The organism is Pseudomonas sp. TH10 (genome assembly GCF_016651255.1).
Taxonomy (GTDB): domain Bacteria; phylum Pseudomonadota; class Gammaproteobacteria; order Pseudomonadales; family Pseudomonadaceae; genus Aquipseudomonas.
In genome coordinates, this window is sequence record NZ_JAEKEG010000170.1 from 12,340 (window position 1) to 28,017 (window position 15,678).

The following is a 15,678-nucleotide window of genomic DNA, read 5'->3' on the forward strand; positions in this document are numbered from 1 at the left end:
TGTGGGAAACACTCTGTCATTGTATGTGCTCCATCTTGAATTCCTTCAGCGCCCGGATCAACGCGTCCAAACTTTCGTAACGCTGTCCGTTCGCCGAATTCCAGGTCGCACGACTCACATAATACCTGCCTTGAGCATCGAGCATTACCGGCGTGCGGTAAATCTGTTGGTCCCTGGAGCGATGTACGATCACCTGTTTTCCATCCTGCCCTTGCTCGATCAGGAATTGGCCGGCATATGCAAGTTTCTGTTCAATAGACTGCGCCGATTGCGCCTGCCTCAACGCATTGCTTGGAGCAGTTGCCAACTGCAAGAGATAGTCGCCCTTGAGGAGAATCTCCTTCCTACTGCCCCCCGTTGCTACACTCAGGAGCTCACCCGTGTCATACGCGGGTGAGCTCTCCATTCCCGACTGCACGTCTGTCACACGCACGCCAATGCCCCCGTTCAACTCGGCTACGCCGGGCACGTTTTGGTAAGTATTGGAGTGACTATTGCCCACCAGCGCAATCCACCTGTGGTGGCCCGCGACTGCCTGATGTTTTTGGATAATTCGGGAAGCGACGTAATTCATCATTCGCTGGCGACTTGTGGGTTTCTGGCCTGGAAAGCCTTCGAGTCTATAACTCGCGGCGCAATCGATGGCGCGCACTTCAATGCCGTTTTTCTGCGCCTCGAACACTAGTTTTTCAAAGGTATAGATCCCGGCAGGATCGGTTCTGTGCCCCTTGTCCTGCATCTTTAAGTAACCACGCAAGGAGTCGCTCATGCGCCCGTTCTTGAAGAAACCTTCCAGATCCACTTGGTGCATATCGCTTAGTAAGTGCTCCATGTATAGGGTCTTCACATCATGTTGACCAAGCCAGGACATGTTATCGATAATGAATTTCTTGCTGGCAACCGAATGATGCGTTTCGCCAATAACCACACCATGGGTGTGGTCATACAGTTTTTGCAGAAAGTCGGCGAGGCTGGTTTGTGATGGTATGGCAGGTAGCGTCGGGCGTGGGGAAGCTCAATGGACATTATCGCCTCGGCGTCCTGTTGCACCTGGCGTCGAAGTTTGAAGAACTGAGTGCGCACGGCTTCCTCCTTCACCTTCTCGGTTCCATAGTCTTCATGCAGGCCGTGTTTGTCGACCAACAACGCATGTAAGGTACTTATGGACTCGGCCGGCATTTCGTAGTTTTCAACGGTCAGTGATTGAGGGGGGCATCAGGCGCAGTGTCAGCGACCTTGACCTTGCTTTGCTTCTTGCCGCCGCCCAGCAAGCCCCCTCATCGGCCCGCCAGTGCCCGTCGTGATAGCGCACCGGTGCGCCCTGCCCCTGAGGCCGTTGCGGATCACGCACGCGCACCGTCGCCCAGGCATTGTCCGAATACACCTCGTATACCTGGACCTGGTCCTGGTAGCGATCCTGGATATAGTGCTCGCCGTCATGGCTGTAGAAGGTGCCGGCCGGGGCCTTGCCCGGGCGCTGGGGCAGCATTGACAGGTGCGACGCCGTCAGGTCTTTGCGCGCCAGGATCTCGTTGAGCCGCCCACCGGTGGTAAAGGCCGTGTTGTGTTGCTGGGCCATGGCCCGCGCAGTTTCATGCACCTCGGTGGCACTGCTGAAGTGCGACTTGCCGGCCCAATTCAACAGCCGGGTAAGCCTGGACGCGGCCAGGCCCCCGCCGACATCCAGTGCATCCAGACCCAGGAACGCCACGTCCATCAAAGCGTCGTCGAGCCTTCCACGCTCGAGGTGGTGCAGCGCACTGCCAACGTCATGCCCCATCAGGCCCAGGGTGAGCGCGGCGCAGGGCACCGCCGCGGTTCCCATGCTGCTCGCGATGCAGATCCCGCCGGCCGCGCCCTGCAAGCCCTTGAGCGCTTGCTCGGTTATCATCTCTTTGCGGCTGGTGGTGGCCTCGCGAACATTGTCGATGCCGTCTTGTAACCACTGAGTGCCGACGTGCCAGCTAAAATCGTCGATGGGTACGCTGGGCTCCCCGGTGTCGCGCTGGCCGCGCTGAAACGCCTCGACGATCTGCTTGTCCCTAATCAGGGCGCGTGCCTGCAAATCGTCGTAGTACAGGCCGGGGGTTCTTATCAGTTGCAGGTAGTCCGAGAGCTTGTGCAGTTCGAGGCCGTAAGGCCCCAGCAAGCACACGTAATCGCTGCGCAGTGCTGCAGAGAATCGCTGCGCCGTGGCGCGCTGGCGCAGCGACAATACCAGTACCTCAGGAATCCGCCGTCCGTTGACCTGGAAGGCCTGCAGGATGGCCTGAGCCGTGACCGTGCTCGTGAGCACACCGTCCACCAAGGCCTTGAACGCCTGGGCGGTGTACGGGTCGAGTAAGTCGTCGAGTCGCGCCTGGGCCACTGCCACCTGAATTTGCTGCTGGTACAGTTGGACGTTCAGCTCGCGCAATCGCTGCCCGATCTTATTGTCGGGCCCAAGCCATTGCTCCAGGCCCTTGAGGTACTGATCGCCGGTGTAGGTGCCGCGAAAACGCTGCTGGACGTCTTGATTGAGGCCCGGGGTGCCCAGTGCCCGGACCACGGCTGGATCGTCATGCTCGAAGCGGGCATCGGCAAGGAAGTTGTTGCTGGCGCCGAACACATTGTCGCCGTGTTTGCGGTAGCCTTCCAGAACCCAGTCTGTCCAGCTCAGGGTCTGGCCATTGAAGGTAATCAGGACCGCGTCGGCATCGACGGTGACATTGGTCGCCAGCCCGCCCTTATCCTGCAGGAGCTCGGTCACTGCCTTGCTTTCGGTGCGCCGGGTGAAGGTGCGCAGCGGCGGTACGAACTCGTCGACGAAGGCGGTTACCTGCTGTTGGGTGAGCGCAAGCGCGGCCGTTTGCGCGGCGAGGTCCGGGTTTGCGGCCAGCCTTTGCAGCCGTGCCTGCTCGCTGACCAGCCGCGCCCCGGCCCACCCTCGAAGCTTGTCTTGCAGGCTGGCGCCGGGGTAGGTGTGGACCTGCAAGTGTTCAGGTGTCCACTGATCCGGTCGCTGCCCCAATGTAGCGAAGGATCGCTGTAAAGCGCGCCGCTGTGCGGGCGGAGCGGCCTTGAGGGCCAGCTCCGGCAGTTGCCTTTGCGTGGGAAGGCCCATGGGAGAGGCGGAGCGTACAGGGCCTGGCGTTGCCGGTGGCCGGACCTCGGCGTACAGGGACTGGCGCATACGCTTGAGATCCAGGTACTGGAACATTTCCTGCTGTGAGCTGAACGCCTGCACCCGATGCTCGGCTGGACGGTACAGCACCACTCCGTCCTCCTCGCCCCTGGCATCACGTCGGACAAATAACTGCCATTGCGCCAATGGCACCGAGACGGCATCCCCCCTCGCCGATGGACAGTTGCAGGCTGCCGACAACCACCTGCGGTTCGTTGTTGAGGGCCGCCATCATCACGGCCAGTCCGCCCATGTACGAGCTGCCAGGGCTCAAATCACCCTTGAGCCGGCTTTTCAGCACGGCCAGTTGCAGCTCGCTTTGATTGATCTCGGCCATGGCTTGCTGCAGCGCGGGCCGTTGCGCTTCGAACTGCGCCAGCGAGTCATACTTCAGGTCAGCCAGGCGCTGGTAATACCCCGTCAGGGTCTGCGCGGTTGTCATCCACAGCGCCTGTTCGCCGGCACTTGCGTTGTGCAGCCAGTGCCCGGCCGGCAGTCTGCTCAACAGATCACCCAAGACCGCTTGCTGCAACCACTGATCCTGCTGTTGCGCACCCGCCGATGCCTGATCGAGCAAGGCGATGACGTCCTCGGCCAGGACCCTCTCTGCTGTCTGCGGGCCCGTCCCGGCGGCGCGCCGTTGACGCACAGGCGCGTGTTTTTCAAGGGCATCGAATTCGTCGAAGTCAGCGTCGACCGTGGGCGTAGCAAGTTCCACCAGCCGCGCCAGCGACTCGCCAAAATCCTGGTGCAGCAGGGCGCTGACGCGAGCTTGTCGCGCATGGGCATCGGGGGCGGCACGCATTGCCATGAGCGCGTCCCAGGTGGACATCAGCTCACCCTCGGGTGTGAGGTGCCAATGGTTTTTCAGCTCATCCAGCAAGGTTTGTACAGGGGGTGGACGCGGTGCGAAGCCCGGCTCGCTGGCGGGCGAAATCAGATCGGGACCACCGGTCATGGACTGGTAGAGGGCGTTGGCGCCCGTGACCAGGGCGATGCTGGCGGCGCCAATGCCCAGGCCGGTCCCCACTGCTGGCCAGTGCCGGCCTTCTGCCGCTACTGGCGCGGTGGTCGGTTGGTACACCGCGCTGGGGTCTGGATAAAGCGGCGTCTCGACATCTGTCTTCTCGTGCACGTCGGGCGAGCTGGTTTTGCAGAGCAAGCTGACGGTAGCGCTGACGACATGGCGAGCAGCGTATTGTACGGCCTGCAGGATGCCCGTCGGCCGCGTCACGGCCGAGGTGGCTGGCGGCTCGGTAACGCCAGGCGTCAAGTCGTGCCCCCTGCGCCGTATGCCGCCTTGTTCGAGCCAGTGCTTGTCGGTATTGCTCCGCGCTCGTGCACCAGGGTTATCAACCGCATGCGTTATCTCGGGCGGCACGGACGCATGGTGTAACCAATCATCCAGCGAACCTAGCGCCGGTTGCGTGTACTGCTTGAGGCTTGCGCAGTTGCTCGCCAGACGACTCAGCTCCTGCAGGGTGCGCGTGGCCTCAGATGAGGGGCTGCCGACATAATCGCGTAGCCAGCCGGCGAACTTTTCCTGACCCCAGTCGAGCGCCGCCGCAGCCATGAGGCTCACTGGAATCAACGGCGTCGCCATGCCGCAGAGGTTGCTCAGCCGTAAAACACCGCGACCGGGGTCTGCACCCCCTGTTCCAGCGCTTGATTGACGCCCTCGAGAAACTCGCTGACCGTGGAGGCTTGTTGCAGTTGGGACCAAATCGACGGCCAGTGTTCACCGAGGGCCTGCGCACTGACCGGTCCCTGGCAATAATTGCGCAGTTGCCTGGCCACCGCCGTGGACGGCAGGCTGCAGTGCAACAACCAATGGCCGATGTGCTGCGCCATACCGACAGGCAGCTGCACCAACCACTCCTGGAGATACAGCCGCTGATTGAGCTGGTGATACGGAATCAATTTTCCACTGGCCGACGCCGACGTTTCGACTTGTCGCAACCAGTCTTCCAGGCTCGCCTGTTTCGGGTCGAACAGCGCGGGTAATTGCCGGTGATCGGTACAGCCATACTGGCGACTGTTCACCTCCATTTCGATCACCTTGCCCTGGATCAATGTCAGGTAATTGAGCAACAGGTCGCTGGCCGGATCGCCGTCGCGGTAAGGTCCGGCCTGCCACACCGCATCGCGCTGGGCTGGCGTCAGCGAGCCGTAAGCCTCTTCCAGGGGCCGCCCGCTGTGCAGCGTCATGGCCATCGCTTCGATAACGCCAGGGGCTGCCCCGCCGTGTGCGGCAGGGCTTGCAAATGCGCCATGACACGGGCCTGTAGCGTCGATTGCAGATGCGGGTGCAAGTCCGGCGTCAGCAGCAATACCACCAGCCCCTCGCGTGCCCGCCCTGGGGCCGGCGGGGACCACGACTCCCCGTGACTGGTCGTCACCAGCGGTTCCATCTGCAGATCGGGCTCGCGGATGCCTTGCAAACCCGCCGCCACGCTGGTGTAGGCCCTGGTGACGCCGTGGCTGACGGTGGCGGCTATTTCTGCGACAGGAATGCTCGGGCCTAAGGCGGAAATACTACCCATGCGGCGCTTCTCCATTGATTGGAATTCTGACCCTGAGGCGTGCTCAATTCGCCAACCCCTGCGTGACAGGGGAGGAGCGCTCAGGTCGCGGCGAGGTTGCCGCGCGCCGGGGTTATCGCTTGCTGATGAGCCGACGACTTGCACAAAGCGCGCATTGAGCGGGTCGCAGGCGGCCTGCTGATCCAGGCCGGGCGCCACGGTTGGCCTGCAGGCAGCGCATAGCAGGCGCGGGGCAGGATTGGCTGGAGAAATGCCGGATACATGAGGACAATCTTTTCTTGCGCCCCGGAAGCAATCCCCGGTAGGGCTGAACAGGTCAGCGACGCCTTGATGACGGGGTTATCTGTCGCCCTGCGCGAACTTCATTCATCAACCGTGTCGTCCAGCCGCCAGTAGCCCGCCGCCTTGACGAATTGCTCGTCCAGCCCGTGCTCATCCAGCAGCACCCGGCGTATCTGCCGCGACACCTTGCTCTCGGTTGCGACCCAGGCATACAGGTTGCCGGTGGGCACCTTGATCTGCCGCACAGTGCTCAGCAGGTGGTCCTTGCCACCCTCGCGCAGCACCCAGATCACATTGATCTCGGCGGCGCTCTGCAGCACTTGCTGCTCCTTGCCGTTTTCCACTTCGATGATCACCAGTGCCCGCCGATTGGCCGCCAGGCCCTCGAGTCGCCTTGCAATGGCGGGCAGGGCAGTTTCGTCGCCGATCAGCAAGTAACTGTCGAAGATGTCCGGCACGATCATCGAACCCCGTGGCCCGCCGATGTGCAGGAATTGCCCCGGTTTGGCCTGCTCGGCCCAAGTAGAGGCAGGGCCGTCGCCGTGCAGGACGAAGTCGATATCCAGCTCGAGGGCATTAAGGTCGTAGCGGCGCGGGGTGTAGTCACGCATGGCCGGCATCGGGCCGTTGTCCTTGCCTGCGCCGAGCACCAAGGTCTCCATGGCCGACTGCTCGGCAGCGTTCTGCGCAAACAGTAGCTTGACGTGGTCGTCGGCGCCCAGGCTGACAAACCCTGCCAATTCAGGCCCGCCCACGGTGATGCGGCGCATCCTCGGGGTCAGGTCCACTACGCGCAGGACTTCCAGACGGCGACGTTTGATTTCATGCATCACACGGTGAATCGTTTGGGTATCAACTGCGGTCATTCGGCTTTCTCCTGTACGGGTTGAACGGCGGGGCCATCGACGATCGCTTTGGCGGTGTCGTTGAGCAGCGCACTGACGCGCTGGATCTCCTGTTCGCTCCAGCGTCCGTGATGCAATTGCAGGGCGTGGCGCAAGTTATGCACCGCCTCGTGGATCTGTGGTGGACGATCATGGCCGCGCAGCGAGCGCTTGCTCACATCGATGCGCGTGCGCACCCCGTCCAGGGCAATCGCTTGCTCGCTTAAAGACATACGTCCGGCGTCGGTCACGCTGTAGCGTTTTTCCCGCCCTCGGCATCGCCAGCGATCATTTCGCTTTCTTCGAGGAAGGTCAGGGTCGGGTAGATCACCCCGGGGCTGGGGCTGTAGGCGCCATCGAACATGCCTTCGATCTGGCGAATCAGGTCGTAGCCGTGGCAGGGCTGTTCGGCGATCAGCGCCAGCAGCAGCAACTTCAGGTCGCCCGGGGCGAACACCCGTGGGCCGCGCCCGCCGCGCTCGCGACCAGGGCGTTTTTCGAACCCGTCGCGGCCATCGCCATGTTCGCGGTGGGGGGAATGAGGCTCTCTCATTTTTCTTCTCTCTGTCGTGTTTAGATAGAGCGTAAGATATATCTTATGGAGAGGCAATGGCGGTCGACAAACGGTCGCCTGGGTAAGACGCGATTAACATCGCCCGAAGCCGGAGTGTTATCGGTCGGGTGAGATGCCCGATAACGTTGGTTGAAGGCTATCAGTGAAATAGCGCTATATTTCCTGGGGCGCAGGACTTGTCTATTGTGCGTCTTCTTCAAAAAAGTTGTTTTGTAGTCCTATTCTTACGGCTATTTATAATTGCCTGGTTTCTTGTAGTATATGTCCTACATTATATAAAGATATTTTTTACTTGGTTTTTTTCGAGCGGGGTGGATTGCGAGCGTTTATAATTTCTTGCTTGAGAACAAGCGAGCCCCACGTCCGCCACTGCGTATCGGCCTGGTATTTAAAGTGTCGACGACAGGTTCTCAGAGAATAGGCGGCGTGGTTACTTGTTTTAGCTGAAGTGTCTAGGAGTGGTAAGTTTATGGAGATCTCAATTATCTTGATTTTTAAAAGGCTTTGCTGGTTGTTAGCATGTTTTTTTTACAGTGGGCTTGTTGGTTTGGTCTGGGCGGCTGAGGTTGAGATCGAAGCAGAATTTGACGGTGATGGGAGTCAGAGGAAGTTCGTCATTGTGACGCCCTCGACCGGTTTCTGCGCGGACTTCTCGTCCATATGTGCGGGCGGGCGCTTACAGACGGCGCAGGTCGGAATCAGTTTCAAATCTGACTTTCCTGTCCCCTCCTTTGAAACGAACGCGGTTCAGTTCAGGATACCCAATGCTAAACATTTTGAAGTGCGTAGTAGAAGGCACAGTTATCCAGTGACGCTTCGCATAACAGGTGTCGGTTCTCGTTATAACACCGAGCCACTGACGGTGATGGAACTCACGGGAGCCGCCACCTCAAGAGAAGGGCACGAGGCGCTATGGAACGACGGTTCGTTTGCGGATGTAGGCGCGCCGTGCAAGAGTTTTTACAAGGGGCATCTGGATATGGCGTCGCTTCCACACAAGTACCGTTACTTTTGGAATGGGCCGCCAGGTGCGCTCTGTGGTAAAACGCCGAAGAGAACCATGCATCTGCGCAACGAGTTTCTCGATTTCTCCTACGAGTTGGATACACCCAATCCCTACACGATGGCTGAGGGTCGCTACATCGGAGCGGCTGTGTATACCACGCGTTGGGCCGGTGACTTCGACCCGGGACGCTATCTTCGACCCATTGGTGCAACTGAATTCTCAGTCCAGGTCGCGCTCACCGTAAGGCACGCGCTGCGGGCAGTTCTGCTCGATGGCACCAAAGCGGTGCTTGAGCCTGCGGGCGGTTGGCAGGCCTGGACAGACAAAGGGCGCCCCCCACGCGCTTGTACCGTGACTTGAAATTTCTTCAGTCAGCCTCGGGTGCATTTACGATGAAACTGCGTTGTGAATACTCCCTGATAAAAAACTGCGCACTGAAAAGTGCGGAGGGTGACAGTGTCGAGGTTGTCACCTTGGTCTCTCATGCGCTCGCTATCACCAATGCCGCTGGCGAGCGAGTTTCTCGCGACCCTCTATCACCACTGTTAGGGAAGACGTATTACCCAGATCAGAATGCGGGTAATGGAGCATCGACGCTGCATTTTGAGATACCAGCAGACAAGGTCGCAAAGATGAAATCGGGCACCCGGTATTCAGGCACGATCACGGTGCTGTGGGATGCCGCGGTATAAACGAGCGCGACGGTCAATGCTGAGCACTTAAGGACGACCACCGTACCTGTGGTAAGGGACTCTGGAAGCTTTTTTTAAGCGGCGACTGCCCGATGGTCGCGAGCAAACTCAAGGGCCGACAAGCGGCCGCTGACGGCGGGCACGCAAGCAGCTGGGTGGGCGCCTTCATGCGATGTCAGCCGTTCCAGGTTGTACCCGAGAGGAAGATCGGGTGGTGTATCTCAACTATTTGAAGGCGCTGGTGAAGGCTGCTCGTCGGTTCGTGGCTTGAGCGTTTTGTGCAAGGGTGACTGCGCGAGATATGCCTATGCTGGTGTCCCTCCACTGTCAAAAGTCCTTTGAGCTATGGATGTTCATGCTGCCTCTCAGAGGCCAGCCGTTGCCAACCGCCCTTGCCAAGGCCCTGGCCAAGGGCTAATAAGCCGCGAGCTGGTTGGCATCGAACTCTCAGCGGGCTGCACCCTGCGACGGCGCAATGGCCGCCAGGCAGGCGGTGGGGGCGGGCTTAGCGAGCCGTCTCAAGAGCGGCGCGTGATACACCTCCGGCCGTCATCACCGCCACTCGGTAGCGCCGCGCCTGGGCCGTGCGAGCCGTCGCCAGTCACCCACTCGTTATCCTTGGGCCAGTCCGGGGGCCAGGCGTTTAACCGCCTGATAAGCGATATCGCCTGGCGGGTCTTGGTTGACGCGCTGGACCAGCTTTTTTCGAGGCAGAGCCGGTCACGCACGACTTCAAGGAGGTGTATGTCGAGTGTCGGTGCATTCTTGACGGCAATCTTACCCGGCAGGAAACACTGCACAAACTCAGTGTCGAGTTGACGCGCTTCGCATCCAGGCTAGCCAACTATTCAGGCAGGCTGACACCTTACTGGCGCCAGCTGAGGACCTGTCTGGGCACGGTCGGCCCTTGGCTCAGCAGTCTGAGTAAACAGTGGCTGACGCTGGAGTTGCTTGTCGAGCAGTGCACTGCACAGCAAGAATTTCTGAAACAGGCGGCGGACCTGTCAGTGCTGGCCCGGCGCTTTCTGACTGATCCACAGCTCCAGGTGCTGGTGGGTAAGGGGCTGGTGGGACAGCTTGATCAGCGCCTGGAAAGCATCGATCAGCTCCTGACGCACGCACGTCTTTGGCAGGCGCTGCCCGGCAGTGCGGGCCTGGGCGATTATGTGCAGCTACTGGCCGGCAATCCTTTGCTGGGTGAGGCGCTGGCGGACTCGCTGCAGCAATTGGGACGAGGCTTGGGGCAGGTGCACAAGGGGTATCCCGATAAGGGTACGCTGCCGGAAAAGCTTGTCTGGTTGTTGGTTACCCTGGGTGATCCAGCATTGCGCGATCTTCTGCAGGGGCCTCTGGAGCGTTTGCTGGGCAGTCGGCTGCGGGTGGAACAACTTTTTCGTTATGCCAGGTTGTCGAGTCGCTGCGCCTGTTTCCGGTGCAGGGTACGCTGGTCGATCAGACACTTTGTCTGCTTGCCCTGCTCAAGCACAACGTGGGCGACGATGAAGCATACGCCTGGCTGACCTCATGCCACGGGGTGCTGGGCGCCGACCCGGCCACGCTCAGCCTGGTGAATCGGTTGCTGAGTCTGAGGCAGAGCCGGGATGGCGGGCTGTTGCTGCTCAAGGATTTACTGGCCGCGCTCGCGTTGCCGGTTGCCCATCTGGTGGCCGGGCAGACCTTGCCGGCTTATGCGGTGCAGGGGCTGCGAGCGCTGCAAACGCTCTATCGGCAAGGTACGCCCGACGAGAGCTGGCCCAGTCTGGCCAGGCGCATCGCCCAGAGTGTCATGGAGATTGCCAGGCCCTATGCCCTGGGCGCGCTGATGGGCCACCCGCTGGCCGCTGCCACCGTGCGTTATGCCGAGGCATTGAAAACCCATACTGGTTGGGAGCAGAGCTGCCAATGGTTCGTCGCCCACGCGCCGGCAGGCGACCTGGCGCTGCAGCTTGCCTACGGCCAGTATCTGAATGCGCTGCTGGTCTGGCAGGTGTATCAGGCCTGCGCGGGTGGCGATCCGTTGCAAACCGAAGACCGGCTGCGCCAACTTGCGCGCCAGCTCAAAGAGTATCAGGTGGTCAAGAGCTACCCGCAGTTGGAACCGCTGATCGACCTGTTGCCCTTGTTGCCGTTGCTGATGGAGGCGCGGCGCAGTGTGAGTGTACAGCTCAACGCCGACAGCTGGCTCGGTTGGGGCAGTCAGTGGCTGAACGCGCTGGCCAGCAGCGCCAGCAGTCAGCGCAGCGCCATGGATTTGCACCGACGGTTGTCCCGGCAGGTGGAGCATTGGCTGGCGGATGCCTTGGTGGCAGCCATGAGCAAGTTCCCAATGGGCCCGCCGGGCGCGGCAGCAGTTTCGACTTCGGGGGCTGTGGGCCGTCCGTTCAAACCTTTGTCTGCCGTTCTGGGCTCCCATGGTTTATTGCTTGCCGGCATCAGCCTGGAGGCCGTGGCGCTGGGGGCTATCGGCTATGCAGTGTGGCAGGCACGCGAAGCCGGCAATGCCGGCGCACCGCTGGCAGAAGCTGAAACGGGCCTGATGGGCGGCGCAGCGCGGACGGGTGGCCGTGGATTGCAGGATCACAAAGCCTCGCTGCTATTGGGGCTCGCTGCGATGGCAACGGGCGGGTTCCTGCTGTATCGCTGGGCTTACAGCGAAGCGCCAGCGGACAGGTGCATGGAGACCGGTGACGCGCGCGAGACGGATTTTGATTTGCCGGTTTATACGCCCTACGTCAATGCGCTGCTGGCCTGTGCCCTGGAGGTGGTCGAAGGCTCGCCAACGGCACCGCTGGCCAGACGCCTGGGCCGCGACACCAGCGCTCTGGCCGACTTTCCCCGGCGCTCCGAGCGGGTTAAGCGTGTTGTGGTTTCGCAGGATGGGCAGACGGCCTCCCTGACCTATTCGGACCCCGTCGTGCAGTTGGCGCGGCGCGCACTTGATTTTTCAAAGAACGACAACTTGGTGGCCAGCGAGTTGAATCGGTTATGGCACAACTCGATAACACTGAATCACGATAGTAGCCTGAACATTGAGCAAAAGAAGAACCTGTATCTGACACAGTTTCATCATGCGTTGATTCAACAGGTGGCGCTGATTCTGCCCACTCTGGATAACCTGAAAAAGGCCGGAGCGGGGATTCATTCGGAGTATCACAAGTCCGTGGTCTGGATGGCCAGCCTGGCCGCTGCCGCAGAGGAGGTGCAGCAACACTCCTCTACCGCCAACACCAGGTATTGGCAGGATTGGCGTCACGATTCGCGACGTGAAACGCTGAGCTTGTTGAATCGGGCGTTCAGGATAGAGCAGCGAGAGGCCGACACTTACTTCCAGCAACGCCAGGCCCGGATACAGCCATCTGATACCGACTATCTGCAAGCCCCCGACCTTTCAAATACTCAAAAACTATGGCGTTCCGCACTGGTGGTCGAACAGCGTGAATTTGAAGAACTAATAGATAAATATGTTGGTTTGAAACAATTTGAAGCGTTGCCGGATTTATTTATTAATGTTCTGAAGCTCCGCATGGAGTTGCTCGGCGCCAAGCTGTATGAATCATTGAAAGAGGGAGACAAGACGGGGTCAACACTGCTGCAACGTACGGTGGATGTCGAGACCCTCGAGATGCGTAAAATTCACCTGGCCAATGCTTTTATCGAGGAGGTTGATAGTTATGCCATATGCAAACAGTTAAGAAATCTCGGCCCATTGCGAAAAAATACTCGAAAACACAAGCGGTATTTGAGGCAAAAAAGATCGCGGTTGAATTGGTGCTGGAAAAATTTTCGGTCGACGTAGCTTCGTTGGATGACGATGATAAAGTTATGGGCTTTTATCAGATCTCCCGCGAGGATGGTGTTTCTGATCAGGTCAAGGCCTATTTAAATAAGGCCGGTGCTTTGGCGTTTTTCATGATGACCAATGATGTCCAGGCCAGGGAGTACAAGAGGTGGACCAACGCGCTTTCGGTCAGTTTTGCTGAAGCGTCTACGCCCACCGAATACTTCAAGCGTCTTTATGAAGACAGGCCTGCTGGTTACAGGAGCCTTGATACCTTCAAGAAAAGTAGCGAATCTGAAACATGGGTCGATTATTACGATCAATTTATCCAGTATCGGGAAAAGTACATTGATTTCGACGCCAGGCAAATGTCGTATGGCGCGATGGCCAATCAAGGTTTGACTGATTATCGCCTTAGTCAACTGCAAGCTGAAAAGATCGTTTATGCCGATCTGGTTGTCTATTCAAATGCCAGCACTCAAATAGATGAGCTTTTAAATAGCGGCGCCGCCAGGGACTTGGGCGATAAATTTCACAACATGCTCAATGGCCCGACCGAAGTGCCTGGAACCATAGGGTTTATTGCGCTAGCCAACGGTGGGATATTGGCGCTGGCAGGACTTGATTTCAACGTGACGGTGAAGCTGTTTGAGCCGTCATCCGTTAGCGCCAGTCAAGTACTGAGTAAAATCCACAGCCTGATGGCCATCCCTTATCGCGGTACGGTAGGGGAGCTGGAGGGCAGGAAACTGATTGATGATGTGCTGCGGCCCATGGGGCTTGAGACCGACGCGCTGATTGGCAAAAGTGGGTACCCGATATTAAAGGCACCGCGTAAATTCAGGGGGTGGTGGGAGCGAAACCATTTGGAGCGCCAGCATCCCAGGCAGGGTCAGCCATTAATGAATGTCGCTGATGAGGTGATGCGAGAGAATTTGAGTCAGTGGGTCGGGCTGCTGAAAACCGCCCACAAGGATAATGATTTCTGGGGCGTTGTACTCGGCTTTCTGCCGCTTTATACCGAGCTGCGGGATGTCTATGCAGATGCGGATCACCGACTCGACGGCAATGGCATCATGTGGGACGTGTTAGGGATCGTTCTTTCAATACTGCCGGCCCTCGGTGTGATGACTCAGCTCGGCCGCACCACCTTCAAGATACTGCTCAACGAGGGTATGCATGGCCTTGCCGCAGGCCGATCATTTAAGGTCGTCACCCGGCAAATACTGCTGGGGTTGATGACGAACCCGGAATTTGCAGGCTTGGGGCTAAAAGGCTTTACGTATGCCGCCTACATCGGTTTTGACGTGGTCTCCCCGCTGCCGGCAGAGCTGTGTGTCAAAGGCATCATGCGTGCGAGTAAACACATCAGGGCTTATATTCAATACGCCTATGCGACTGCAGACTCGGTGATTTCGACGCTGAACGCCTTGCCCAGCGATTCACTCAGTACATTACCGACACAAGTGCAGGCAGAACTGACGGCTTTGGCGGCAACCACTCGAGTGTTGATCGGACCTCATAAAATAATCGTTTTGCGTAACAGTTCATTAACGCCCCCAGAGGTGATTGCAGAGGGCCTGGCCTTGGCGGCCCCACTGGACCGTAAGCTACCGGTGATGAAACGCATTGAAAACCGCACGCAATATTCCATTGATCACCGACTGTGCGCGCTGGTCACACGCCGCCAGATCAGATCGTTGGAGTATAAGTGCCTGGATGATCTGGATTATCTGGATGCAAAAAATGTTATCGAGGCAGGGGATGGCTACACGGTTTACAAGCTAAGTAATTCGCAAGACTCTTATGTGGTACGGGAGTTCAGGTCGGAACGCGACGGAGACCAGTCTCTGCGAATACGCAAAGCCAGTAATAATAGCCTTGCGTACAATCGTATATACGGCGGCCCGGAAACGGGTAAGGCCCAAGTCCTTTATTTTCCGGGAGAAGGGCCGGTGGTGACTCTGCTGCCATCGTCGTCGGGGAAAACACTCAGTGCGATCTTGGCCGAGGATGATCGTACCGCGATGGAGGGTGTACGTATCCTGGATAGATCCCTTGTGGTAGAGGGGCTCGTGAGTCTGTTGCGCGATATGGGGGTGTATTACAGAGCGGTAAATTTCTCAGGGGTTGTTTATGATTCAGTAACTCGGACCGTTCGATTAAATAACTTTGATTATGCCGTGATCAATGAGCCTGGCGAGATTGACGATACAAGTTGGGAGATATTGACGACTGCTCAAATCGGCGCGTTGACGGCCCGGTTTACCCAGGTATTCAATGACTTTATTCGGCAAACCAAAGCGTTACGTCCGAACGATGTGGGGCTTAATACATCGGTGCTGACGCTTGAACAGCTTGCTGAACTTGATACCAAGCGCGAGCGTTACGAGCACCATGCCAAAGTGATGGCTTCAGGGAAAAGAGCGGCTGATTTTAATTTTGCTAAAAGACATCACCAGGGGTTTGAGGTCGCCGGTGTGAAAAAACCGATTCTGAACTGGTGTTGACAACTCGCTATAATGAATGGTGCGGCACCGCTGATGTGATGCAACTTGGAGCGCTGAGTGGTAAAATTGAGAATACCCGCTCCCATCGGATTATTCATTCGGGCATTTACGTCGCGGCTAAATATGCAAAACCATTGAAGAACGGCAGCTACCGGCAGATCATTGCCCCGCAGTCTTTTTGGCTGTGTGCAGCAGACGCGCCGCGGACGGGAGAGGACGTTGTTACCCGTTGGTAATGGCGGCAGC

The 15,678-nt window shown here is 58.6% G+C and carries 13 protein-coding genes and 1 pseudogene; 7 read left to right on the plus strand and 7 right to left on the minus strand.

What is annotated here, in order from left to right; genetic code table 11:
- Positions 1-16 precede the first annotated feature (16 nt).
- Complete coding sequence (locus JFT80_RS22355; RefSeq protein ID WP_201149472.1) at positions 17-928, minus strand: membrane-targeted effector domain-containing toxin; 912 nt, start codon at positions 926-928, stop codon at positions 17-19.
- Positions 929-981: 53 nt separating this feature from the next.
- On the opposite strand from JFT80_RS22355, the gene JFT80_RS22360 reads away from it, so the two are divergent.
- Positions 982-1,155 (plus strand): hypothetical protein, encoded by a 174-nt coding sequence (locus JFT80_RS22360; protein ID WP_201149474.1) that lies wholly within the window; start codon positions 982-984, stop codon positions 1,153-1,155.
- A gap of 34 nt (positions 1,156-1,189) precedes the next feature.
- On the opposite strand, the gene JFT80_RS22365 is transcribed toward JFT80_RS22360, so the two are convergent.
- From JFT80_RS22365 to JFT80_RS22390, 6 genes and pseudogenes are all read right to left on the minus strand, one after another.
- Positions 1,190-3,253, minus strand: coding sequence for a hypothetical protein (locus JFT80_RS22365; protein WP_201149476.1), 2,064 nt, complete (start codon positions 3,251-3,253; stop codon positions 1,190-1,192).
- A gap of 25 nt (positions 3,254-3,278) precedes the next feature.
- Positions 3,279-4,766: a hypothetical protein gene (locus JFT80_RS22370; RefSeq protein ID WP_201149478.1), complete on the minus strand. Its 1,488-nt coding sequence runs from the start codon at positions 4,764-4,766 to the stop codon at positions 3,279-3,281.
- 14 nt (positions 4,767-4,780) lie between these two features.
- Positions 4,781-5,371 carry a hypothetical protein gene (locus tag JFT80_RS22375; RefSeq protein ID WP_201149484.1) on the minus strand — a complete coding sequence of 197 codons (591 nt, stop codon included), beginning with the start codon at positions 5,369-5,371 and terminating at the stop codon, positions 4,781-4,783.
- Positions 5,368-5,706: a hypothetical protein gene (locus tag JFT80_RS22380; RefSeq protein ID WP_201149486.1), complete on the minus strand. Its 339-nt coding sequence runs from the start codon at positions 5,704-5,706 to the stop codon at positions 5,368-5,370. Before JFT80_RS22380 ends, JFT80_RS22375 begins: the two co-directional genes overlap by 4 nt.
- A gap of 362 nt (positions 5,707-6,068) precedes the next feature.
- Complete coding sequence (locus JFT80_RS22385) at positions 6,069-6,854, minus strand: siderophore-interacting protein (protein WP_201149488.1); 786 nt, start codon at positions 6,852-6,854, stop codon at positions 6,069-6,071.
- Positions 6,851-7,425, minus strand: a pseudogene (locus tag JFT80_RS22390) (PadR family transcriptional regulator). Before JFT80_RS22390 ends, JFT80_RS22385 begins: the two are co-directional and overlap by 4 nt.
- A gap of 490 nt (positions 7,426-7,915) precedes the next feature.
- Here JFT80_RS22390 and JFT80_RS22395 point away from each other — a divergent pair.
- The 6 genes from JFT80_RS22395 to JFT80_RS22420 all read left to right on the plus strand — a co-directional run bounded on the left by JFT80_RS22395 (position 7,916) and on the right by JFT80_RS22420 (position 15,668).
- Positions 7,916-8,812, plus strand: coding sequence for a hypothetical protein (locus JFT80_RS22395; RefSeq protein ID WP_201149489.1), 897 nt, complete (start codon positions 7,916-7,918; stop codon positions 8,810-8,812).
- A gap of 32 nt (positions 8,813-8,844) precedes the next feature.
- Positions 8,845-9,144: a hypothetical protein gene (locus tag JFT80_RS22400; RefSeq protein WP_201149491.1), complete on the plus strand. Its 300-nt coding sequence runs from the start codon at positions 8,845-8,847 to the stop codon at positions 9,142-9,144.
- A gap of 947 nt (positions 9,145-10,091) precedes the next feature.
- Positions 10,092-10,664 carry a hypothetical protein gene (locus JFT80_RS22405; protein WP_201149493.1) on the plus strand — a complete coding sequence of 191 codons (573 nt, stop codon included), beginning with the start codon at positions 10,092-10,094 and terminating at the stop codon, positions 10,662-10,664.
- Entirely contained in the window at positions 10,634-12,940 is a 2,307-nt protein-coding gene (locus JFT80_RS22410) for a hypothetical protein (RefSeq protein WP_201149495.1), read from the plus strand. The genes JFT80_RS22405 and JFT80_RS22410 overlap by 31 nt, the downstream gene beginning before the upstream one ends.
- Positions 12,823-15,432: a hypothetical protein gene (locus tag JFT80_RS22415; RefSeq protein WP_201149497.1), complete on the plus strand. Its 2,610-nt coding sequence runs from the start codon at positions 12,823-12,825 to the stop codon at positions 15,430-15,432. The genes JFT80_RS22410 and JFT80_RS22415 overlap by 118 nt, the downstream gene beginning before the upstream one ends.
- A complete protein-coding gene (locus tag JFT80_RS22420; RefSeq protein ID WP_201149499.1) occupies positions 15,429-15,668 on the plus strand; it encodes a hypothetical protein in 240 nt (79 codons plus the stop codon). Before JFT80_RS22415 ends, JFT80_RS22420 begins: the two co-directional genes overlap by 4 nt.
- Positions 15,669-15,678: the final 10 nt, after the last annotated feature.